The organism is Tenacibaculum sp. M341 (assembly GCF_004337695.1).
Taxonomy (GTDB): domain Bacteria; phylum Bacteroidota; class Bacteroidia; order Flavobacteriales; family Flavobacteriaceae; genus Polaribacter.
This window is the reverse complement of the sequence record NZ_SJXJ01000006.1, coordinates 252,621-274,089: the sequence shown is the minus strand read 5'-3', so window position 1 is coordinate 274,089 and position 21,469 is coordinate 252,621. Positions and strand designations below refer to the sequence as shown.

Below are 21,469 nucleotides of genomic sequence, written 5' to 3'. Positions count from 1 at the left end.
TTCTACTTCAGATACAACGGAAAGTTTAAAACTCATCGTATAATCTTTCTGAGTACGTTTACGGTAAATATTGTCGTTCATAATGTTACATAATTGTGTAACGCTATTTCAGGACGAGACAAATACCTAATAAAAAGAAGCAGTGAAATTTCACTGCTTCTTTTCTTTATAATAATTACTTTTGTTCTCAAATCAACAGAGAAATGTCAGAAGAAAAAAGATCACTCAATTTTATAGAACAAATTATAGAAGAGGATTTGGCGAATGGAATGAAAAAAGAAAATTTACGTTTTCGTTTTCCACCTGAGCCTAATGGATACTTACACATAGGTCATACCAAAGCAATTGGTATTAGCTTTGGTTTAGGAGAAAAATACAATGCTCCTGTTAATTTAAGATTCGATGACACTAACCCAGCTAAAGAAGAACAAGAGTATGTAGATGCTATTAAAGAAGATGTTGCTTGGTTAGGTTACGAATGGAAAAGTGAGTGTTACTCATCTGATTACTTTCAACAATTATTTGACTGGGCTGTTCAACTTATAAAAGATGGGAAAGCATATGTAGACAGTCAAACTTCTGAAGAAATGGCTACTCAAAAAGGAACTCCAACTGAACCTGGAGTGGCTAGCCCTTACAGAGATAGATCTGTTGAAGAAAATCTTGATTTATTCAATAAAATGAAGAATGGAGATTTTGAAGAAGGAGCACATGTTTTAAGAGCAAAAATAGACATGACTTCGCCAAATATGCTATTACGTGATCCTATCATGTATAGAATATTGAAAAAAGCACACCACAGAACGGGTAACGATTGGGTTATATACCCTATGTATGACTGGACGCATGGTGAAAGTGATTATATTGAACAAATTTCTCATTCTTTATGTTCTTTAGAATTTAAACCACACAGAGATTTATACAACTGGTTTAGAGATAATGTGTACGATTACAGTAAATCTGAATATCCGTTAGCTCCTAAACAAAGAGAATTCTCTCGTTTAAATTTAAGCTATACTATTATGAGTAAGCGTAAATTAAAGAAATTAGTAGATGATGGAATTGTTACTGGATGGGATGATCCTAGAATGCCTACTATTTCTGGATTGAGAAGACGCGGGTATACACCAGCTGCTATTCGTAATTTCATTGATACTGTAGGGGTATCTAAAAGAGAAAATGTAATTGATGTAGCTCTTTTAGAGTTTAAAATTAGAGAGGATTTAAACAAGAATGCAAATAGGGTAATGGGAGTTTTAAATCCTGTAAAATTAGTAATTACAAACTACCCTGAAGATCAAGAAGAGATTCTAATTGCAGAAAACAATCCTGAAATAGAAACTGCTGGATCAAGAGAAGTTCCTTTCTCTCGTGAATTATACATAGAAAGAGAGGATTTTAAAGAAGAGGCTAACAAAAAGTACTTTAGACTAACGTTAGGTAAAGAAGTACGTTTAAAGAACGCTTATATCATTAAAGGCGAAAGCTGCATAAAAGACGAAGAAGGAAACATTACAGAAATTCACTGTACTTATGATCCTTTAAGTAAATCTGGAAGCGGTACAGAAGAAAGTAAACGTAGAGTAAAAGGTACTTTACACTGGGTTTCTATAAAACATGCTGCAACTGCTGAAGTTAGAGTATACGATAGATTATTCTCTGAAGAAGCTCCAGATGGTCATAAGGACAAAGATTTCATGGACTTTATTAATCCTGATTCTTTAAAGGTTATTAATGCTTATGTAGAACCTAGCTTAAAAGATGCAAACATTGCAGATAGATTCCAATTTCAACGTTTAGGGTATTTTAACGTTGATAAAGATACTACACAAGAAAATTTAATCTTTAACAAGATTGTAGGCTTAAGAGATACTTGGGCTAAAAAGAATAAATAATTCTTCATCATTTAATAAAAGGTTAAGCATTCGCTTAACCTTTGTTAAAAAAATAAAAATAAATCAATATTTTTTGTTTTTTAATGAGGTTTTCATAAATTAGTAGTCCCAATATTATAATTAACTATTAATCCCCCTTAAAATGAAAAAGCCTCTATGGTTGCTCATTTGTGTATTTTTGATCGAAATAGCAACATCTCAATCATTAAAAACTTGTTCTAAAAACAAGAAATCAAAACAAACCCTTAACAACATTAACAAATGTCAAATTACTCAAACCGATAACAAAGACGATACAGATAAAAACATCTCTCGTGAGCTTGTAGTAAGGTTTAATAATAGATACTTTGTTAAAAGAAAAAAAGACGTTGTAAAAGCCCTTGACGAACTTAATGGTAACGGTGTAAACAATGAAAAAACATCTGGCATAACTAATGAAGTTATTGATGTAAGTAAAATAGAGGAAACAGTTTATCAACTACACGATGTAGATTACACTCCTTTATTTGATACTTGTAAAGATGTTTCCGCAGAACAACAATTAAGGTGTTTTAACATTGGAATAGGTACCTATATTCAAGAAAACTTTGAATATCCTGAAGAAGCTTTAGAAGAAGGTATTACTGGAAAAGTAACCATCAACTTCGTTATTGATAAATCAGGAAAGATTGTAAAAATCAACGCCAATAACGATACCAATTCCAAAAACATTTTAACAGAATACAGTGAACAGTTAATATCTAAACTACCTGTAGTTAAACCCGCTTTGAAAAAGAATAAGCAAGTATCTATATCTTATGAATTACAACTAGATTTTTCTCTAGATTAATTATAAAGGTATATAAACAAGCATTCATTCCCCCAATATATTAAGTAAAAAGCAGTCTGTTAACATTGAACGGATTGCTTTTTTATTAATATAATATTCTAAAAAATGAATTGATTTTAACTATATAAATTTCTAAAAGAAAGTATCAAACTTATAAATTATACCTCCGAGTACCTGAAAACCTTGTGCATTAAAATTGGTGAATGTTTGGTAATTACTATTTGTAATATTATTCGCTTTTAAGAATACAGAAAACAAATCGTTTATGTGATATCCTCCATTTAAATTTAAATCGATATAACTATTTAAATCTACTACACTTGATGTATTTGCAATTACATCATAATTGATTCCTTTACGGCTACCTATAAAATATAAATTAGCTCCTGCATACCATTTTTTAACTTTATAAGTTCCAAAAACATCTGCTGTTAATTGTGGTAAATTCCAAGCATGTTCTTGTGTGCTTAAATCAAAAGCATTAAAACCTATGTTTAATCCTAAGTTTAACTTTCTTGAAAAGTCGTAACTAACTTCTCCTTCAAAACTAACTGTATTTACATCATCATAAACTACATTGAAAGAGTTTCCGTATTGATATCCTTTAAACGAAATTCCATTGGCTGGAAAAGATGTATTTATACCGTTTGATAAAGATTGATTTAAAAGGAATAAAGGCTTACTTTCTTCTCTTTTGTAGCTAACTCTAGCATTATAGTTTAAATTACCACTTAAAATACCTCTAAAACCACCATACACGTTTAAAGCTTCACTTGTTTGCGTTAAAGTTAATGTTGGAGATAAATATGGATTTTGATCTGTTAAGCTTTTAAATGAATTTACTGTTAAATCACCAGTAACACCACCATAAATATTAGCATATCTTGGTATAATGGCATAATTCACTTCTGCATCTGGGTAAATAAAGAATTTACCTTCACTTGCTTCTAAATTAAAAGAGTAATAAGCTTTTGCTCCAACTTTAAAATCGATGTTTTTAAACTGAAAAGCATAACTAGGTTTTACACCACCTGTTACAAAACTATAAGCTACATCTTGTAAGGGGTCATTATATGACCTATCAAAACCTCCATTTAAAAAATTAATAGATGTTACTAATTCAAAATCTTCAGAATTTAAACCAAACCTCCCTAAAGGAAAAGACATTTTAGCATCAATATCTGCATGAATCTCACTCGTATCTAAAGCATCTCTAAACAAAGCAACAGAACCATTTACCTCACTTATGTTGCTTGGTAAGAAAACAGATCCGAATATATTGTAATATTCATAGGTTTGTCCCTCCTCTATCCTATTAATCGTAGGATCTAAAAAAACTATATTATCAGGTAAACCATACCAATTGTACTTATCTCTAGAAGCTTTAGCACCAAGTTTCCAATCGAAATATCGCATTTCTTGCTTTAAAAATAAATCAATACTGGCATTGTAATAACTACTACTAAGCTCAGTATTTTGAACAGGATCTGATGAAGAAATAAAATGAACTTTACCTCCATACTCATATTCAAAAGCATTACTATTATGAAAATAAGCTTCTAAAAAGGGTGTTGTATTGTTTCCGAAACCAGCAGAAATATAGTTGTTGAATAATCGTTCACGATCACCTAAATCAATTCCTTTTAAAACTCCACTTTTTGGAATAAATGTAGAAGCTACTGGTATTGATTGAATTTGGTAATCTAACGTTTTTCTTTCAACATTTTTAGACAACTTAATTATTGGTTTTCTTTTTATTTTATATGCATCTGTTACCTTAGGTGCATAGGAAGTTACTACATTTACCTCTTCCGTTTTAATTATTGAGTCTTTAGCCTTTTCAGTTTTTGGTTTGTTTTGCGCTAATACAGAACCACACACAAACATTGCTATTGTTACAATTACATACTTCTTCATTACAGATTACTTTTTAGAGTTCACCGATTCGTTTGTTTTGGCCTCGTTGCTTTTTATTTTGTTAAGCTCATTTTTAGCTTCTTCTACTAAATCTTTAAATTGCTTAAAGTTTTTAATTACATTTTCTAATATATAAGTAGCTTGATACGCATCTTTCAATTCGTAAAAATTCTTAGCCATTATAATGTAACTTTTAACTCCCCAATATTTATATCTTGAATAATTGGCAATTAAATTTTGCACCTCTTCATTAGAAGATTCAAAAGCTTTTTCTTCATGTAAAAAGAAAGCTTTATGATATAATACTTCAGCTTTTAATTCACCAGTTGCTTTATCATCTAATACTGAATAATATTCTTCAGCTGTTCTATAATCTCTTTCTTCCATTGCTGACCTAGCAATCATAATTTGTGCATCTTCAGCAACAACCTGGTCTATCTTAGCATTTGCTAACACTTTCTCTGCATAAGTAACTGTTTTGGCATATTTCTTATCATTATAATACCCTTTCATTAAGTTACTTTGCGCAAAAATGATGTTTTGATCTTTGTTTGCTTCTTTTTCCAATCGTTCTAATACAGGCATTGCTTTTTTCCAATTTTCCTTCTCTAAATACAATTGTCCTAATTTAGATAATGACTCTTCAGAAAACTCACTCTTTCCTTTATTTACTACATACACATAATACTTTGTTGCAATCTCTTTATCTCTTGTAAAATATAATTGTGCTAAATAGAAATTCGCTTTAGTAGCATGTAATCCGTTAGGAAATTCTTCTAGATACCTTTCAAAACCGTTAATAGCTCTTTCTTGTTTATTTTCTAAAAACTTATTTTCTGCAGCTTCATAAGTAGAGTTGTCTATTTCACTATTAGATACATTGACAAAATCGATAGTTTTTACCCATTTTGCATACTCATTTACCTTACCCATGTCAATATATACAAGTCTCGCATTCGCTACTGCTTGCTTTGCTTCACTTGTATTAGGATACTCTGCTACTACCTTTTTAAACTTCTGAATTGCTTTATCATATCCTCCGTCATTGTATACAAGTAACCCTTGACGAACTAACACATCTGGCACATAACTACTTTCAGGATGATCGTTTACTAACTCATCATAAACTTTTTTAGCTTTTGACACCTGACCTCTTGATGCATACACTGAACCTAATTGAAACAACGCATCATCTTTTAAATTAGAAGACGGATAATCTTTTACAAGTTGATTCAATTTTGAAATTTTATCTTGAGTTCTACCAGCCAAACCTAAGCTCATCGCTTTTTGATATTGCGCATAATCGGCTCCAGTACCACCTTCATCAATTACTTTATTATAAGCACTTATTGCTTCATCGTACTTTTTAGTAGCATAATATGAATCACCTAATCTGTTAGAAGCATCATCATTTAAATCAGTATCATCAATATTCTGATCTAAAAATTCTTTAAAGTGTTTTGCTGAATTGTTATAATCTTTAAGCTTAAAATAAGTATATGCTTTGTTATAGTTTAATGTTTTACCTTCTTCAATTTCTGTATTAGTAACATTTTTAAAGCTTTTAAGTGCATTTGAGTAATTTCCTAATAAATACTCTGTTTCACCTAACCAAAAACTTGCTTTATTTTTTATTGAATCGTTTACTGCATCAGAAGCTATTAACAAATGAGGCAACGCTTTGTTTAAATTTTGCTCATTGAACAATTGAACTCCTCGATAAAAAGAAACTTCATTCGCTAATTTATTATTCTCTTCATTTCTGTTTGCGTTTAAATAATCAATCGCACCTTGATAATCTTGTTGATGTAAGTATGAAGTTACTAACAAACCTCCGATTTCTTGCTTGTGAGGAGATTCTGGATATTTAGCTAAAAATGCTTTTAAAACTTCCGGAGTACTTTGGTAAGGATTCCCTTCTTCATAACTCAACTTCGCATAATTCAAATCAGCATCAGCACTAATAATTGGATCAAAGTCCATTTCACTAGCATTTTTAAAAGCATTTAATGCTTCTGTTTTTTTACCTGCTTTTAAATAACATTCAGCTAAATGATAATAGGCATTTTGAGCTACACTATTTTGTCCGTTAATTATTTTATTAAACTGACTTATGGCATTTTCATAATCTCCTAACTTGTAGTAAGAATATCCTAAATAATAATAATCAGTATTCTTCCACTTTCCATTTTTACCTTCATAATCTTCTAAAAAAGGAACTGCTTTATCATATTTCTGTAAATTAAAATAACTTTCACCTACAATTTTACTGATATCTGATTTTTGCTTTTCTTTCGCTTTCGGTAAAATTTTCTCACCTATTTGCGCTGCCTTTTCAAACTTACCGCCTTTAAAAGCCATATCTAATAAATAATAATTAGCTTCAGATTTATACGTTTCGTTATCTGCTAATTGACTTAAATTATCTTCAGCCTCACCGTAGTTTTCTTGTTTGTATGAAATATATCCATAAAAATATCTAGAATCTGTACCGTAGCGAGGATCACCTAATAAAGTAGCAAACTTTTCTTTAGCATCTTTAAAATAATTAGACACTAACAAAGCATACCCCATTTTGTAATTTAACTCTTTACGCTCTTCTTCTGTTAGTAATTTTGCATCTACTTTTTGATACCATTTTAACGAGTGAGATGCTTTTCTGTTGGCAAAGTAATAATTACCAACATTTAAAAAGGCTCTTTCTTTTTTACTACTATACGGGTGCTTTTTCACAAAATCTAACACTTGCTGATCTGCATCTGTTTGATTTAGCTTTATGGCACACATTGCATCATGAAAATCTGCTTCTGTTTGTATATTCGGTTTATTGGTAGCTGCAGAAACCTCTTTAAAAATTCGCTGCGCTCCTGCATAAGCTTTATTATTATATAAATTTAAAGCCCTGTGGTACTTAGCATCAACATTTGTTTGTACTTCAGTTTTTTGCGCCCAAATGTGAATGCAAAAAAAGCTACAAAGTGCTATTAAAAAATTCTTTATATTCATAATCTCTCTCCAAAAACGGTCTGTTGTCGTTAAAATAACGTCTTTTTTTAAATTTTGTTTGACAAACCTAGTTCAAAAATAAAAAAAGGTGGCTAAAATGAATAATAAATAATAGATTTGTAAAAATGTTTTTTTTATGAAAGAACCTATTCTGCATCTTGAAAATGCTGATATTTATCAACGAGACATCCTTGTTTTATCTAAGATTAACTTCACTTTAAACAAAGGTGAATTCTACTATCTTATTGGTAAAACTGGAAGTGGTAAAAGTAGCTTACTCAAAACTTTATATGGTGATTTAAGATTGCAGCGTGGCTTAGGAAATATTGTAGGTTTTGACTTAAAGAAAATGAAAGAAAAAGACATTCCTTTTTTACGTAGAAAACTAGGAATTGTTTTTCAAGATTTCAAATTATTAAATGATAGAAATGTATTTGATAATTTAGACTTTGTTTTAAAAGCTACGGGTTGGAAAGACAAGGAAGAACGTAAAGAAAAAATTTACGAAGTGCTTAATAAAGTGGGCATGAAAGAAAAATACTACAAAAAAACATTTGAACTTTCTGGTGGAGAACAGCAAAGAGTCGCTATTGCAAGAGCTTTATTAAATGACCCTGAATTAATTTTAGCCGATGAGCCAACGGGTAATTTAGATCCTCGTACTTCTTTAGAGGTTATGGAATTACTTAATGAAATTCATAAGAGTGGTAAAACTATTTTAATGGCAACACACGATTATCAGTTAATTGTAAAGTTTAAACAAAAAACGATAAAATGTGAAGGCGGTAAAATATTTGAAGTAGTACAACAACAAAAAGTAGCTGCTAATAATACAGGTAATCAAAACTCATAAAACTTGTCTAATAATAAACGTGTTTTTGTTGCTGTAACCAATGATATTTCTACAGATCAAAGAGTTCACAAAGTTTGTACGCATTTAATTGACAATAAATTTCAGGTATTTGTTTATGGTAGAGTATTACCGAATACCATAGAGGTAGATAGAGCGTATACCATTATTAGAAAAAAACATATATTCAATCATAATTTTTTGTTTTATGCTGAATATAATATTCGCTTATTTTTTCTTTTACTTTTTAGCAAATACGACTACATTTTATCGAACGATTTAGATACGTTACCTGCTTGTTTTTTTGCTAGTAGATTGAAACGTACTACACTTGTTTACGATAGTCATGAATTATTTTCTGAAGGTCCTGAGTTACAAGGACGAAAATTTGTGCAAGGGTTTTGGAGAAAGTTAGAAGACTTTTTTTTACCTAAAATTAAAAGGTCTTACACTGTAAGTAAATCTATTGTTGATTTTTACGATCAGAAGTATCAAAATAAAATGGGATTGATTAGAAATCTTCCTTTTTTAGACAGAAAAATTACAGCTAAAAATGTTTCTTTTCCCACAAAAAACAAAGTAGTTTTATATCAAGGTGTTTTAAATCCTGGTAGAGGAATAAAACCAATGATTAAAGCGCTTCATTTTTTAAATGATGTAGACTTAGTTATTATTGGTTATGGTAAAGTTGAAGATGAACTGAGAGCGTTTGTTACTGAAAACAATATGCAAAAACGAGTTCATTTTTTAGGAAGAGTTGCTCATGATGAATTACCTAACTATACTGTGAAAGCAGACATAGGAATGGTTTTAGAAGAACCATTAGGTAAAAGCTTTGAGTTTTCTTTACCAAATAAATTGTTTGATTATATTCATGCAGAACTTCCTATTGTTTCTGGTAATTTACCTGAAATAAGTGCTATTGTAAATCGTTATAAAGTTGGTGTTGTGGTTAAAACCTATCAACCTAAAGCTATTGCAAAAGCAATTAATAGTATTCTTAACAACGAACAATTGAAAAAGGATATTAAACAAAATCAAAAAATTGCCAAGGAAGAATTAAACTGGGAAAAAGAAAAATTAAACCTGAACAAATATTTTAAAAACTAAGTTTATCAATCCTAAATTATCCATAATAATTCCTTCTTTTAATAATTTAGAGCAACTCAAAAAATGCATTAATAGCATACAAAAACAGAGTTACACAAATTATGAAGTGTATATTATTGATGGTAAATCAACAGATGGTACTTTTGAATTTTTAAAAAGTCTTTCTACTCCTTTTTATTTTATTTCTGAAGAAGATGATGGAATTTATGACGCAATGAATAAAGGGATTGAACTTGCCAGTGGTGAATGGATTTATTTTTTAGGTGTAGATGATCAATTATACGATAATGATGTACTTACCAACATAATGTCATTAACAAATAATACAAAAATTGATCTTATTTTTGGTGATATTGAATATGATATAGACGATAATTATCCTTTTATCTACAGTACAACTAAAAAATACAAGTCATCTTCTTGGAACTGGAGTATTTGGATAAGAAACTCAGTACATCATCAAGGCACTTTTTTTAGAAAATCACTGTTCAAACAAAACAAATACAACACAAAATACCAGATTCTTGCTGATTATGCTTTCAATTTAGATTTGTACAAGATGAATTTCCCTTTTGTTATTTCTCCTATATGTATAGCAAAATGTCTTTCCTCTGGGGTTTCTAAAAAAGGAAATTGGAATATTTACAAAGAAGAAATTCAGTTAAAAACAGCAGCTAGTTCAGTTATTTTACTTCCATTTTTTTATCTTTTAGCTTTTATAAAATTCAGCATGGCATGGCTTATCAGAGAGAGAAAATAGCAGATTTTATACACGATAGTTTATCCAAAGAAAAACAAACTCTGATCAAACAATATGAGCAGAGCAAAAATGCTATTGGCTATTTTTTTATTGATAATGTGTTACCAGATGAGCTAGCTTTAAAATTGCATGAGTCTTTTCCAACCATAAACGAAACGGTTAAAAAGAAAAATATTAGAGAATTTAAGCATGTAGCTTATCAGATGAATGAATACGACACTTTGTTAGAGGAAGCTTTATATGCTTTTCAAGATCATCGAATTGTAAATCTTATTAGTGAAATATGTTCTTTAAAAGATATTCATGCAGATACACATTTATATGCTGGCGGACTTTCTTTAATGGAAAAGAACAATTATTTAAATCCGCATTTAGATAATTCTCACGACAAGGACAGAAACCATTGGAGAGTATTAAATTTACTATACTACACAACACCTAACTGGAAGCTAGAAAATGGTGGAAACTTAGAGTTATGGCCAAATGGATTAAAAGAAAAGCAAATTACCGTTGAAAGTAAATTCAATCGCTTAGTTGTGATGGCTACACATCAAAAATCGTGGCATTCTGTTAGCAAAGTTGAAGTTGATGATACTAGATATTGTATTTCTAATTACTATTTTTCTGACACACCTGTTTTAGCTACCGATACTTTTCATGTAACCACATTTAGGGGTAGACCAAATGAGAAATTTAAAAACATTTTTTTGAAAGCAGATTCATATGTAAGAAACGGATTAAGAACTTTATTTAAAAAAGGCATCAAAGAAAACCCTCATCAGTACAAAAAAAAGAAAGACTAATTAATCCACTTCTTTTAAAAGTGTTTCTATTTTCTTTTGCACATTCTTATACTTTATTTCATGGTAAATTTCATCTAATTGTTGCACCCCTTCCTTTCCAAAATTATGTGCTAAAATTTTAATACAAACATCTCCGATTTTTGTGGAGCTTTTTCCCAATCGTATTTCCTTCTTCAAATCAAAACTTCTTTTAGCAATGGTAGTTAAATACTTCATTGGAATCTTTTTAACTAATTCCTTTTTTGCTAACAACTCTAACAAATTATAAATAATGATGAGATTTTCATTAAACATTCCCGAATAAATCTTTTCCCATTTATGCTTCCGATAATATGGATGCCAAAAAACATTAATTCTCATTTTAGGTTTGAAACAAGCAGCTAACTCAACAGTTTTTATACTTATCTCTATGAATGAATCGTAACCTATATCATTAATTAAATTTTGTAATTGTTCCTCTTCATTCTTTTTTGTTTTTTTCAATGATAAAAATTGAAAAATCTGAGACAAATCATTAACATTTAAATTTTCTGAAGACAAAACAGTACTATTAACTTTTTTACCAAAATAATCAGGCAGTAATAAAAAAGTTTCTTTTTTATTTTGATGCTTTGTAATAATTCTTAATAAATCTTCAATCTCCTTGTCGTTAGAAGTACTAGTGTTTTTAGCGACATATTTCTTTAAAGCCCTTATTAATTCATCATTTACTTTGTTTTCAACAACCAATTTATTTATTTCTTTTACAAACAAATGCAATGGCATTTTTAAAGAATAGTATTCTTTAGAATTCCAAAACTGAAAAAAATCAATCATATACTTGCTCTTCCAATGCAAGTTTGAAGTAAAAATTGAAGAAAACAACACTATTTTAAATCCCTCAGAAACATGATCTAAACTAGCAGGTGGAACTTTTATAACTTTAATTAAAAAATATAAAAAAGAAATTTTCACTTCCGAATGCTGTCTTACAAGAAAACTATATTCAATTAACTTTTTAAAATTAATACGATCAGAATTATAGTATGCCTTTCTTGTTTTTTGTTTCGCTTCGCTATGAATTAATAAAAGTGTGTTTAAATTGGAATGATATGTATTTTCTCTTTCTTCTTTCTCTTCAAAAGATTCTTCTTTACCGTACTTTTTTGTTCTTAAAATCAATAAATCTTCTTCTGAAGGTTTAAAACTAGGTTTTAATAAACCTCTTAAATATTTAAATAAAAGTTTCATTAAGTGTGTTTCCGCAATTTTTAAATGTAAAACTACTCAAAGATAAGATCTATTTTTTTTCTTACTCTTTTGTACTTTGTTTCATTATATATTTCTTTTAGTTTGTTAGTTCCTTCTTCACCATAATCTGAGGCTAATATTTTTAAGCATAAATCACCCAAATCGGTAGAATATTTACCTAAACGCAATTCTTTTTTTAGTGTATAACTTCGCTTTAAAATTGTTTCTAAAATACAAACAGGGACTTCTTTTATTAAAGCATATGAATTCAGCATTTTTAATATTCCAGAAACAATAACTACGTTTTCATGAAACATTTTAAAATAGTTTTTAGTATGTGAGTATTTTTTATCTACCTCATACCAATAAACTGACATTTTTAACTTTGGTTTAAATGAAGCAGCTACCTTAAGTATATCGTTACTAATTTTTATAAATGCATCAATACCAATATATTTAATTACTTCTTGAATCTCTTCTTTTTTAACAGTATCTAACTCATCTAAAGAAATCATTTGAAGTATTTCAGAAAATGCAATTGCTTTCGTTTTATCCATAGTCAAAAGAATCGTATTCACTTTTTTACCAAAATAATCTGGTAATAGAAAAAAAGGAATTTCTTCCTCTCTATATTTATAATCAGTAACTATTCTATTAGCTTTTTCAAACGTAGCACTCTCATAAGTTATCGGATAAAGATTTAAAAGAATGTTTTTTTGAATATGCGAAATCAACCTTTCACTTAAAGTATTTTGAGTTCCGTAATCTCTAATTTTTTTAATTAATAATTTAGTAGGAATGTGAAAATTTGAGACTCTTTTATTCTTAGAAAAACTATAAAAATTAAAAATATCCTTTTCGGTTAAATCTAGATTGGTACCAAGTATTGAATTAAATAAATCTGATATAAATAATTGATCGAAATGAGAAATACTTTCTGGGGAATCTTTAGCTACAACAATTAAAAAATATAAAAAGGAAACTCTAACACTTGAAGGCTCTCCTATAAAGTCATAATAGGTAAACGACTCCAAAAACTCTATCTCTTCAAAACGATATTCATTTAAATTTACCCGTTCAATTTCAACTTCTAGTTCATCATAAATAGCTAAAAGTGTTTCTAAGTTTACATTGTGTTCTTTAATTGTAGTATCTAAAACATCCAAATCTTCATCTACATTATGTTTTTGCGTAACCAAAAGAGCATCTTCTGAAGTTTGAAAAGAAGGTTTAAAAACTTCTTTTAAGTATGTGATAAAATTCTTCATTTATGATAACTACAATAATCGTTTTAATAAGAGTAAAAATTAGACAAGGAAAAAACATTCAATAGACTAAACACTTAAGTCATTGATAACAAAACATTATAATTTACTTGTTGAGAATATGGTCCTAATGTAAAAATAGCTTTTTTTTAAAGAAAAGTAAACTATAATTTCGTCAAAAAATGCTAAAAACTCATCAATTATAGTAATAAAAAGAAATATAAAACCTTTGTTCTTTTTAATAATCAGACAGCGAAAAGAGGTTATTGAAATAAAAATTAATCGAATGTAAGCACAGGATTTACCAAAAACTGCATTGTTTCAAGGAAATCCTGCATTTGCTTAAGTCTGCTTACTGTTTCTTTAATTCCTGTTTCAGTAAGTTTGTAATACTTTCGTAATCGATTTCCTACTTTTTTTACCTCAACAATTAATAAACCCTCAGCCTCTAACTTATGCAACGCAGGATACAATGCTCCTTCAGTAATTTGCAATTCTCCCTTCGTTAATTCTTTTACTTTCTGAGTCATTTCATAACCATACATTTTGTCATTTTCAGTCAATAATTTCAAAATGATCGTTTGTAATGATCCTTTATACAATTTTTGATTCCCCATAACACAAATATATACATAATTTACTGATGCATAAGATTTCTAGGTATAATTTTAAGTACAAATACAAAACATTCTTCTTTTTTCTTTTTTTATTTTTGCAAAACCAAAAATTAGAAATGAGTCAATTTTACAAACTAAAAATAAAAGAAGTAATTAAAGAAACTGCAGATGCTGTTTCGTTATTATTTGATATTCCTACTGAATTAGTAAATGAATTTAACTTTATTGCTGGTCAATATGTAACTTTAAAAACTACAATTAACGGAGAAGAAGTTAGAAGAGCCTATTCTTTATGCTCATCTCCTAACAGTAAAGAGGTTAAAGTTGCAATTAAAGCTGTTGAGAATGGTAAGTTTTCTACGTTTGCTACTGAAAAATTAAATTCGGGAGATACTTTAGAAGTTTCTAAGCCAGAAGGTAAGTTTGTAATTCAACCTGCACCAGATAACAACTATTTAGGTTTTGCTGCAGGAAGTGGTATTACTCCAATTTTATCGATGATAAAATCTGTTTTAGAAACTCAAAACAACGCTACTTTTACTCTAATTTATGGAAACAAATCGGTAAAAGACACCATTTTTTATAGTGAATTAAATACTTTACAAGATCAATTTAAAGATAGATTTTCTGTAAGCTACGTGTTTAGTAGAGAAAATGTTGAAGGATCAATTTTTGGTAGAATTGACAAAGCTCATGTAAATTATCATTTAAAAAACACTTATCAAAATACTACTTTTAGCAGTGTATTTTTATGTGGTCCTGAAGAAATGATTCATACAACTACAGAAACTCTTGTAGAAAATGGATATGCTAAAGACGCTATCTTCTATGAATTATTTACAGCATCGATAGACGAAGAAGCTGCAAGTTCAATTAAAGAAGGGGAAACAGAAGTTACTGTTATACTAGATGATGAAACTTGTTCTTTTACAATGTCTCAAAAAGATGATATTTTAGCGGCTAGTTTACGCAACAAAGTAGATGCTCCATATTCTTGTCAGGGCGGTGTATGTAGTAGTTGTATTGCTAAAGTTACTGATGGTAAAGCTGTAATGGTTAAAAATCAAATTTTAACAGATGAAGAACTTGAAGAAGGATTCATTTTAACATGTCAGGCATTCCCTACTACTGCTAAAATCACTGTTGATTTTGATGATGTATAGAAATTTTAATGAAATTGCTTAGTAAATGGAGTCTTTAGATTACAGTAATGCGTTTGGTGTTGGAGCCTTTATGGCTTTAATGATTGGACCTGTATTTTTTATGCTATTAAAAACTAGTGCTCTAAAAGGATTTAGAGCTGCTATTGCGTTTGATATTGGTGTTATCTTAGGAGATATCACCTTTATATCAATTGCGTATTTTGGAAGTAGAAGTTTGTTAGAAAAAATTAAAGACGACCCTAGATTGTTTTTTGTTGGTGGACTTATTTTAATTGTATATGGATTGATTACTTTTTTAGATAAAAACAATAAAAAAGAATTAGATGAATCTGAAATCAATGTTCCTAAGAGCAATAACTACGTTAGACTATTTTTTCATGGTTACTTTCTAAATTTTATAAATGTTGGTGTACTTGCTGGTTGGTTAGGAATAATGATTATTGTTGGTCCAACACTTAAAATGAATTCAAATCTTATTTTTTGGTATTTTGTAAAAGTTATTATCGGATATTTTATAACAGATCTTATCAAAATATTATTAGCAAAACAATTACGCTCTAAACTTACTCCTTTAGTTATTTACAGAGTTAAAAGAGGTATGGGTATCATGTTAATTGCTTTTGGTTCCGTTTTAATGTTAAAAGCTTTTATTCCAAAAGAACAACTAGAACAAATTATGGATAAAGTAGAGATTAATAAAAAACTATAATTTTTCGTTTTTCTCTACAGCAAGTATTTCCTTTATACTGAAATAATAATACGTTACGATTAAAGATAATGAGGTTATAAATAAAAAAGCCTCTATTCTATCAAAAAGGTTTCTAGTTTCAAAAACACCAAAAGACACTAAAACAAGTAGCAGCATACAAATTACGTGTAATACTATTAGTACTGTTTTTAAGGATTTATCCGTTAAAAACTGGTACTTTTTGTTTATGGATTGTAAGTCTAATGAGACGATCAAAACTCCCATAAGTATGACAAAAAATAATAAAAAAGACAAATTGAATCTCTCTAACATAATTTGTATTGCCCTATAAAATGAGCTAAGAATTAAGAAAACTAACGTTATCTTTTTCCATACTTTTAAATCAACAGTAAATTTTCCAAAGGCTATGTCGTAGTTCGTTGTGTATATGTAATACATGCTTAAAATACTGCCAACTGCGAAAACATACTCAAATTGAAAATCTCTATTTACAAATGTAGTTATGGTTATAAAAAATAGTCCAGTTAAACTAAACCAAAGCATTTTTTTTATCAAGTCCTCAGACTCCCCTTTTTCTTTCAAATAAACAACACAACCAGTTAGTTAGGTTACTAAAAATAGCATATAAAATACGACACCCTATAAAAAGGCACACTGTCTCCAAAAAACCAAGCTATTGAATTGTAAAAAACAATCATTAAAATGGTGTTCACTATTGTTATTTTTCTTAGCAATTCTTTAGTTATCATTTTGTTTGTGTTTGAAATTAAATTCCTAAAATTAATTTAGCAATCATAAAGTAAATTAAAATTCCAAAAATATCATTACTAGTAGTAATAAAAGGTCCGGTTGCAATGGCTGGATCAATTCCTCTTTTATCTAAAAATAAAGGAATAAAAGTACCAATTAAACCTGCTACTATAATCACAGCAATTAAAGAAACGGAAACAGCAAGAGAAGTATTTAAGTCTCCATTGTATATAAAATAAATAAACAGGAATAAAACAATAGCTAAAACAACGCCGTTTAGTGTTGCTAGTAACATTTCTTTAATCAATCTTTTATTTATACTTCCCTTTACATCATCATTTGCTAAACCTTGTACTATAATTGCTGAAGATTGAACTCCTACGTTTCCTGCCATAGCGGCAATTAAAGGTGTAAAAAAGAACAAAGCACTATATCCTTTAAACACGTCTTCAAAATTCCCCATTATTAAGAAAGCTCCAATCCCTCCTATCAAACCTAAAAATAACCATGGTAAACGAGCACGTGTTAACTCTAAAATAGTATCATCAGCTTCTACATCTTGAGTAATACCTGCCGCTAACTGATAATCCTTATCTGCTTCTTCTTTTATTACATCAACAATATCATCAATGGTAATTCTACCAACTAAAATACCTAGCTCATCAACTACAGGAATAGCTTCTAAATCGTATTTACGCATTTTATTAGCAACCTCTTCTGCATCATCATGTACAGAAACATAATCTACTCTTGGAATATAAACATCGGCAATTTTAGACTTCGTAGATGCCATTAAAAGATCTTTTAAAGAAAGACGTCCTTTTAACTTTCCGCTATCATCTACCACATAAATTGAATGAACCCTGGTTACTTCTTCTGCTTGCTGACGCATTCTTGTAACACAGCCTAAAACAGACCAGTTTTCATTTACTTTTACCAATTCTTTTGCCATTAAACCTCCGGCAGAACTTTCATTGTATCTAAGTAACTCTACAATTTCTTTAGCATGTTCCTCATCTTCTATTTGCTGCATTACCTCTTGCTTTCTTTCCTCTGGAAGCTCGGCAATTACATCGGCTGCATCATCAGTATCTAGCTCATCAATTTCTTCAGCAATTTCTTTATCAGATAACTGTCCTAATATTTTTTCACGTACATCATCATCTACATCCATTAAAACTTCAGATGTAGTTTCACTATCTAATAAACGAATAATATATACCGCTTCATCAAAAGATAATTCATCTAAAACCTCTGCAATATCTGCATGGTGTACATCAGTAAAAATTTCTGATAAGGCTGAATCTTTTTGATTAGCTATTAGGTTTGAAACGTTTTCAAGAAGTTCTTTGGTTATCTCTAGTGCCATCGTTTGCAATTTTATCTGTCAATACTATGAATTCTTGCACCGATAATTGTTCGGGACGCATGGCAAATATAGGGTCTTCTTTTAATGTAACCGAAAGATTAAATGATTTTAAACTGCTTCGTAACATTTTTCTTCGTTGATTAAATGAAGTCTTCACAACTCTAAAAAATAATTTTTCATCAACAGGTAACGAGTAATCTTCTTTTCTAATTAAACGAATAACTCCAGAATCTACTTTTGGCGGCGGATTGAACACAGATGGCGGAACTGTAAACAAGTATTCCACATCATAAAAAGCTTGTGTTAACACCGACAAAATTCCGTAAGTTTTACTTCCTTTTTTCTCTGCTATTCGTTGTGCAACCTCTTTCTGAAACATTCCTGAAAACTCTGGAACAATATCACGATTTTCTATAGCCTTAAAAACAATCTGTGATGAAATATTATATGGAAAGTTTCCTATAATTGCAACTTGCGCTCCATCAAATAGTTTTTCTAACTGTTGTTTAAGAAAATCTCCTTCAATAACATTAAACTTATCTTTAGTAGTATTTAGTTTAATATGTTCTACAGGAAAAACTTCATTTAAGTAAACTACAGACTCACTATCTAATTCCATCACTGTAACTTTAGGTTTCTTTTCCAAAAGATACTTCGTCAACACTCCCATTCCAGGTCCTATTTCTAATACATTATCGTATCCAGTTTCAGTTAAAGAATCAGCTATTTTTCTAGCTATATTTTCATCTGTTAAAAAATGCTGTCCTAAATGTTTTTTTGCTCTTACTGTCATAAACGCAAAGATAGGTAGTAGTTGGCAGTTTTTTATCCTATAAACATAAATATCAACTTAAACTTCTAATCGCTAATATTCTACACTTATAGAGCTTTTTATTGAAAAAAAATTATTCAGGAAAAACCCCTTTTTTTTCAAATTTATAACAATATTTTAAACACTTTAACGTGTTAAAAGTTTATATTGAGAGTGACTTTTAAATATTTTAAAGGTCTAAATACATAAAACTTATAATAAAATTTAAGATGAAAAATTTCATTAAATCCTCATTATTAGTTGCATTTGTAGCAACTTCTTCAATTTTCACAAGTTGTAGTAACAATGAAAACGAAGGTTTAACTCCTCCAGACCCAACTGTAGGTGGTGAATACCAAATTACTGTAAATCCAACCAACGCTGGTAGTGCTGACAGAAGTGTTGAGATTGTAGCTGCAGCTAACGATTTAGTAACGGTTCGTGTAAATTATACAGGAGATAAAAAAATGCGTAGAGCATACATTACTAGAAATGATTTTAGTAATAATGACGGACCACAAGCATATTTTTACCCAACTGCTGTACAAAAATCAGACGGATCTATTGATATTGATGGAGATGATAAAGATGATTTTGTTTTTGACTTACAATTTGATACTCCTCAAAACATAAACGAAGTTGTACAATATATTATTTGGACAACTAATGACAAAGGAGATTTTAGAGATATTTCTGATAGCAACTCTATTGATGATGATGCTTATGGTACAATTACAATTAAAGCAGGTGCTAATGCAACAGGTTCTTCTACGAGCTTCAAAAGCTTTTCACAAACTATTTTAGCTGCTCCTTTAGCTAGTGGTGCTTCAGAGTCATTTGTTTCTTTATTTGATGAAAAAACTCACAAAATTAATGAAGGTGATGAAACATTAGCTTTATGGGATTTTGGATACTTCTATGGTACTTCTACTGAAGCTTCTTTTTATTCTGTATACGATTACCCTAAGGTTTTTGAGAAAAACGGAATGGGTGGTTTACATGTTTCTGAATTTGTTGGAACTACTTTAACTGAATTAAACCGTTGTTATTTTAAAGCTTCGAGTAAAACAGCTGCTGATTTTGATGCTGCTAATAGCGCTAGTGATTTAGAAAACACTTTAACTACTGCTGATGCTGAACGTGTTCAAAACTTAAGCGTTGGTGATGTTGTTGAGTTCTTAGATCAATATGGTAACAAAGGATTAATTAAAGTTACAGCAATTACTCCTGGTAATGGAAGTAGCGGTAAAATTACTTTTGATGTAAAAGTACAAGTAAACGCTATACCTGTAATGCCTTAAAAAAAGTGATATTTTAAAAATATTATAGAGACTGCTTTTGTAAGCAGTCTTTTTTTATTCCTATTTTTGAAGTATGATTTTAGTTACAGGCGGAACTGGTTTAGTTGGATCTCATTTATTATATGAGTTGACCCAAAATAATGATAATATTATAGCGATTTATCGTACTGAGAAAAAGTTACAAAGTGTAGAAAAAGTCTTTTCTTATTATACTGAAAATATAGACTCTTTGTTTGGTAAAATTAAGTGGATAAAAGCAGATATTACAGATATCCCTTCCCTTAAACCTGTTTTTTCAAATCCTATTACACAAGTTTATCATTGTGCAGCTTTGGTTTCTTTCAAACCAAAAGACTATTACCTTATGAGAGAAGTTAATATTAATGGTACTGCTAATATTGTTAACTTTTCTATTGATGCTAATGTTCAAAAATTATGTTTTGTAAGTTCAATTGCTGCTGTAGGCGATCCTATTAACAATGAAGTTATTACTGAAAAAAAGGAATGGGTGCATGATAACAACAAAAGCGGATATTCAATTACGAAACATGGCGCTGAAATGGAAGTATGGAGAGGTAGCCAAGAAGGATTAGATGTTGTAATTGTAAATCCTGGTGTTATTTTAGGTAGCGGTTTCTTTAATGAAGGTTCTGGAAAACTTTTCTCTCAAATCAACAGTGGATTAAAGTTTTATACTGAAGGCATGACAGGATTTGTTGGAGTTAAAGATGTGGTAAAAGCAATGATTCAATTAACAGCATCAGAAATAAAAAACGAACGCTTCATTTTGGTCTCAGAAAACGCTTCTTTTAAAGATGTATTCCATAAAATTTCTGATGCACTTAACGTAAAAAAGCCTTCTATTAAAATAGGAAAATTTGCTACTGCTATTTTCTGGAGAGTAGACTGGTTAGTATGTAAAATAACCGGTAAAGATCCTATTCTTACCAAAAACTCAGCAAGATCTTCTCACATAAAAGATGTGTACAGTTCAGAAAAAATCAAAGACAGCATTCAATTCTCTTTTGAAAAGATAGCCGATGTTATAAATGATGTATCTGCTGATTTTAAGAAATCATAAATA

At 29.6% G+C, this 21,469-nt stretch carries 18 protein-coding genes; 10 read left to right on the top strand and 8 right to left on the bottom strand.

Features of this window, described 5'->3' with window-relative positions; genetic code table 11:
* The first annotated feature begins 203 nt into the window (after positions 1–203).
* Complete coding sequence (locus EYW44_RS09085) at positions 204–1,895, top strand: glutamine--tRNA ligase/YqeY domain fusion protein (RefSeq protein ID WP_132723355.1); 1,692 nt, start codon at positions 204–206, stop codon at positions 1,893–1,895.
* 142 nt (positions 1,896–2,037) lie between these two features.
* Complete coding sequence (locus EYW44_RS09080) at positions 2,038–2,724, top strand: energy transducer TonB (RefSeq protein ID WP_132723354.1); 687 nt, start codon at positions 2,038–2,040, stop codon at positions 2,722–2,724.
* 132 nt (positions 2,725–2,856) lie between these two features.
* Here the strand turns inward: EYW44_RS09080 and EYW44_RS09075 are convergent, their stop codons facing one another.
* Positions 2,857–4,641: a hypothetical protein gene (locus EYW44_RS09075; RefSeq protein WP_132723353.1), complete on the bottom strand. Its 1,785-nt coding sequence runs from the start codon at positions 4,639–4,641 to the stop codon at positions 2,857–2,859.
* A 6-nt stretch (positions 4,642–4,647) separates the two neighbouring features.
* Positions 4,648–7,647: a tetratricopeptide repeat protein gene (locus tag EYW44_RS09070; RefSeq protein ID WP_132723352.1), complete on the bottom strand. Its 3,000-nt coding sequence runs from the start codon at positions 7,645–7,647 to the stop codon at positions 4,648–4,650.
* Between the two features lie 136 nt (positions 7,648–7,783).
* Between EYW44_RS09070 and EYW44_RS09065 the strand changes: the two genes are divergently transcribed.
* The 4 genes from EYW44_RS09065 to EYW44_RS09050 are packed head-to-tail and all read left to right on the top strand — an operon-like array spanning position 7,784 to position 11,170.
* A complete protein-coding gene (locus EYW44_RS09065; protein ID WP_132723351.1) occupies positions 7,784–8,500 on the top strand; it encodes a cell division ATP-binding protein FtsE in 717 nt (238 codons plus the stop codon).
* A gap of 3 nt (positions 8,501–8,503) precedes the next feature.
* Positions 8,504–9,607 carry a glycosyltransferase gene (locus EYW44_RS09060; RefSeq protein ID WP_132723350.1) on the top strand — a complete coding sequence of 368 codons (1,104 nt, stop codon included), beginning with the start codon at positions 8,504–8,506 and terminating at the stop codon, positions 9,605–9,607.
* Entirely contained in the window at positions 9,594–10,367 is a 774-nt protein-coding gene (locus tag EYW44_RS09055) for a glycosyltransferase family 2 protein (protein WP_132723349.1), read from the top strand. The genes EYW44_RS09060 and EYW44_RS09055 overlap by 14 nt, the downstream gene beginning before the upstream one ends.
* Positions 10,343–11,170 (top strand): 2OG-Fe(II) oxygenase, encoded by an 828-nt coding sequence (locus EYW44_RS09050; RefSeq protein WP_132723348.1) that lies wholly within the window; start codon positions 10,343–10,345, stop codon positions 11,168–11,170. Before EYW44_RS09055 ends, EYW44_RS09050 begins: the two co-directional genes overlap by 25 nt.
* On the opposite strand, the gene EYW44_RS09045 is transcribed toward EYW44_RS09050, so the two are convergent.
* The 3 genes from EYW44_RS09045 to EYW44_RS09035 all read right to left on the bottom strand — a co-directional run bounded on the left by EYW44_RS09045 (position 11,171) and on the right by EYW44_RS09035 (position 14,282).
* Complete coding sequence (locus EYW44_RS09045) at positions 11,171–12,400, bottom strand: hypothetical protein (RefSeq protein WP_132723347.1); 1,230 nt, start codon at positions 12,398–12,400, stop codon at positions 11,171–11,173.
* 32 nt (positions 12,401–12,432) lie between these two features.
* A complete protein-coding gene (locus EYW44_RS09040) occupies positions 12,433–13,668 on the bottom strand; it encodes a hypothetical protein (protein ID WP_132723346.1) in 1,236 nt (411 codons plus the stop codon).
* Positions 13,669–13,943: 275 nt separating this feature from the next.
* The gene (locus tag EYW44_RS09035) at positions 13,944–14,282 is read right to left on the bottom strand and encodes a PadR family transcriptional regulator (RefSeq protein WP_132723345.1); all 339 of its coding nucleotides are present in this window, start codon (positions 14,280–14,282) and stop codon (positions 13,944–13,946) included.
* A gap of 116 nt (positions 14,283–14,398) precedes the next feature.
* Between EYW44_RS09035 and EYW44_RS09030 the strand changes: the two genes are divergently transcribed.
* Both EYW44_RS09030 and EYW44_RS09025 read left to right on the top strand, forming a co-directional pair.
* On the top strand, positions 14,399–15,445 hold the full coding sequence (locus tag EYW44_RS09030) for a ferredoxin--NADP reductase (protein ID WP_132723344.1): 1,047 nt from the start codon (positions 14,399–14,401) through the stop codon (positions 15,443–15,445).
* 25 nt (positions 15,446–15,470) lie between these two features.
* Complete coding sequence (locus EYW44_RS09025; protein WP_132723343.1) at positions 15,471–16,154, top strand: LysE family translocator; 684 nt, start codon at positions 15,471–15,473, stop codon at positions 16,152–16,154.
* Here the strand turns inward: EYW44_RS09025 and EYW44_RS22160 are convergent.
* The 3 genes from EYW44_RS22160 to rsmA all read right to left on the bottom strand — a co-directional run bounded on the left by EYW44_RS22160 (position 16,149) and on the right by rsmA (position 19,066).
* Positions 16,149–16,310, bottom strand: coding sequence for a hypothetical protein (locus tag EYW44_RS22160; RefSeq protein WP_165872188.1), 162 nt, complete (start codon positions 16,308–16,310; stop codon positions 16,149–16,151). The genes EYW44_RS09025 and EYW44_RS22160 overlap by 6 nt on opposite strands.
* A gap of 610 nt (positions 16,311–16,920) precedes the next feature.
* Positions 16,921–18,273 (bottom strand): magnesium transporter, encoded by a 1,353-nt coding sequence (gene mgtE / locus EYW44_RS09020; RefSeq protein ID WP_132723342.1) that lies wholly within the window; start codon positions 18,271–18,273, stop codon positions 16,921–16,923.
* Entirely contained in the window at positions 18,242–19,066 is an 825-nt protein-coding gene (gene rsmA / locus EYW44_RS09015) for a 16S rRNA (adenine(1518)-N(6)/adenine(1519)-N(6))-dimethyltransferase RsmA (RefSeq protein ID WP_132723341.1), read from the bottom strand. The genes mgtE and rsmA overlap by 32 nt, the downstream gene beginning before the upstream one ends.
* 248 nt (positions 19,067–19,314) lie before the next feature.
* On the opposite strand from rsmA, the gene EYW44_RS09010 reads away from it, so the two are divergent.
* Together EYW44_RS09010 and EYW44_RS09005 are read left to right on the top strand one after the other, a co-directional pair.
* Positions 19,315–20,385: a hypothetical protein gene (locus EYW44_RS09010; protein ID WP_132723340.1), complete on the top strand. Its 1,071-nt coding sequence runs from the start codon at positions 19,315–19,317 to the stop codon at positions 20,383–20,385.
* 73 nt (positions 20,386–20,458) lie between these two features.
* Entirely contained in the window at positions 20,459–21,466 is a 1,008-nt protein-coding gene (locus EYW44_RS09005; protein WP_132723339.1) for an NAD-dependent epimerase/dehydratase family protein, read from the top strand.
* The last annotated feature ends 3 nt before the right edge of the window (positions 21,467–21,469 follow it).

Excerpts from the sequence above, each read along its gene's own strand:
- EYW44_RS09085 (WP_132723355.1), top strand. The coding sequence starts at position 204 with ATGTCAGAAGAAAAAAGATCACTCAATTTTATAGAACAAATTATAGAA.
- EYW44_RS09080 (WP_132723354.1), top strand. The coding sequence starts at position 2,038 with ATGAAAAAGCCTCTATGGTTGCTCATTTGTGTATTTTTGATCGAAATA.
- EYW44_RS09075 (WP_132723353.1), bottom strand. The coding sequence starts at position 4,641 with ATGAAGAAGTATGTAATTGTAACAATAGCAATGTTTGTGTGTGGTTCT.
- EYW44_RS09070 (WP_132723352.1), bottom strand. The coding sequence starts at position 7,647 with ATGAATATAAAGAATTTTTTAATAGCACTTTGTAGCTTTTTTTGCATT.
- EYW44_RS09065 (WP_132723351.1), top strand. The coding sequence starts at position 7,784 with ATGAAAGAACCTATTCTGCATCTTGAAAATGCTGATATTTATCAACGA.
- EYW44_RS09050 (WP_132723348.1), top strand. The coding sequence starts at position 10,343 with ATGGCTTATCAGAGAGAGAAAATAGCAGATTTTATACACGATAGTTTA.
- EYW44_RS09045 (WP_132723347.1), bottom strand. The coding sequence starts at position 12,400 with ATGAAACTTTTATTTAAATATTTAAGAGGTTTATTAAAACCTAGTTTT.
- EYW44_RS09040 (WP_132723346.1), bottom strand. The coding sequence starts at position 13,668 with ATGAAGAATTTTATCACATACTTAAAAGAAGTTTTTAAACCTTCTTTT.
- EYW44_RS09035 (WP_132723345.1), bottom strand. The coding sequence starts at position 14,282 with ATGGGGAATCAAAAATTGTATAAAGGATCATTACAAACGATCATTTTG.
- EYW44_RS09030 (WP_132723344.1), top strand. The coding sequence starts at position 14,399 with ATGAGTCAATTTTACAAACTAAAAATAAAAGAAGTAATTAAAGAAACT.
- EYW44_RS09025 (WP_132723343.1), top strand. The coding sequence starts at position 15,471 with ATGGAGTCTTTAGATTACAGTAATGCGTTTGGTGTTGGAGCCTTTATG.
- EYW44_RS22160 (WP_165872188.1), bottom strand. The coding sequence starts at position 16,310 with ATGCTGCTACTTGTTTTAGTGTCTTTTGGTGTTTTTGAAACTAGAAAC.
- mgtE (WP_132723342.1), bottom strand. The coding sequence starts at position 18,273 with ATGGCACTAGAGATAACCAAAGAACTTCTTGAAAACGTTTCAAACCTA.
- rsmA (WP_132723341.1), bottom strand. The coding sequence starts at position 19,066 with ATGACAGTAAGAGCAAAAAAACATTTAGGACAGCATTTTTTAACAGAT.
- EYW44_RS09010 (WP_132723340.1), top strand. The coding sequence starts at position 19,315 with ATGAAAAATTTCATTAAATCCTCATTATTAGTTGCATTTGTAGCAACT.
- EYW44_RS09005 (WP_132723339.1), top strand. The coding sequence starts at position 20,459 with ATGATTTTAGTTACAGGCGGAACTGGTTTAGTTGGATCTCATTTATTA.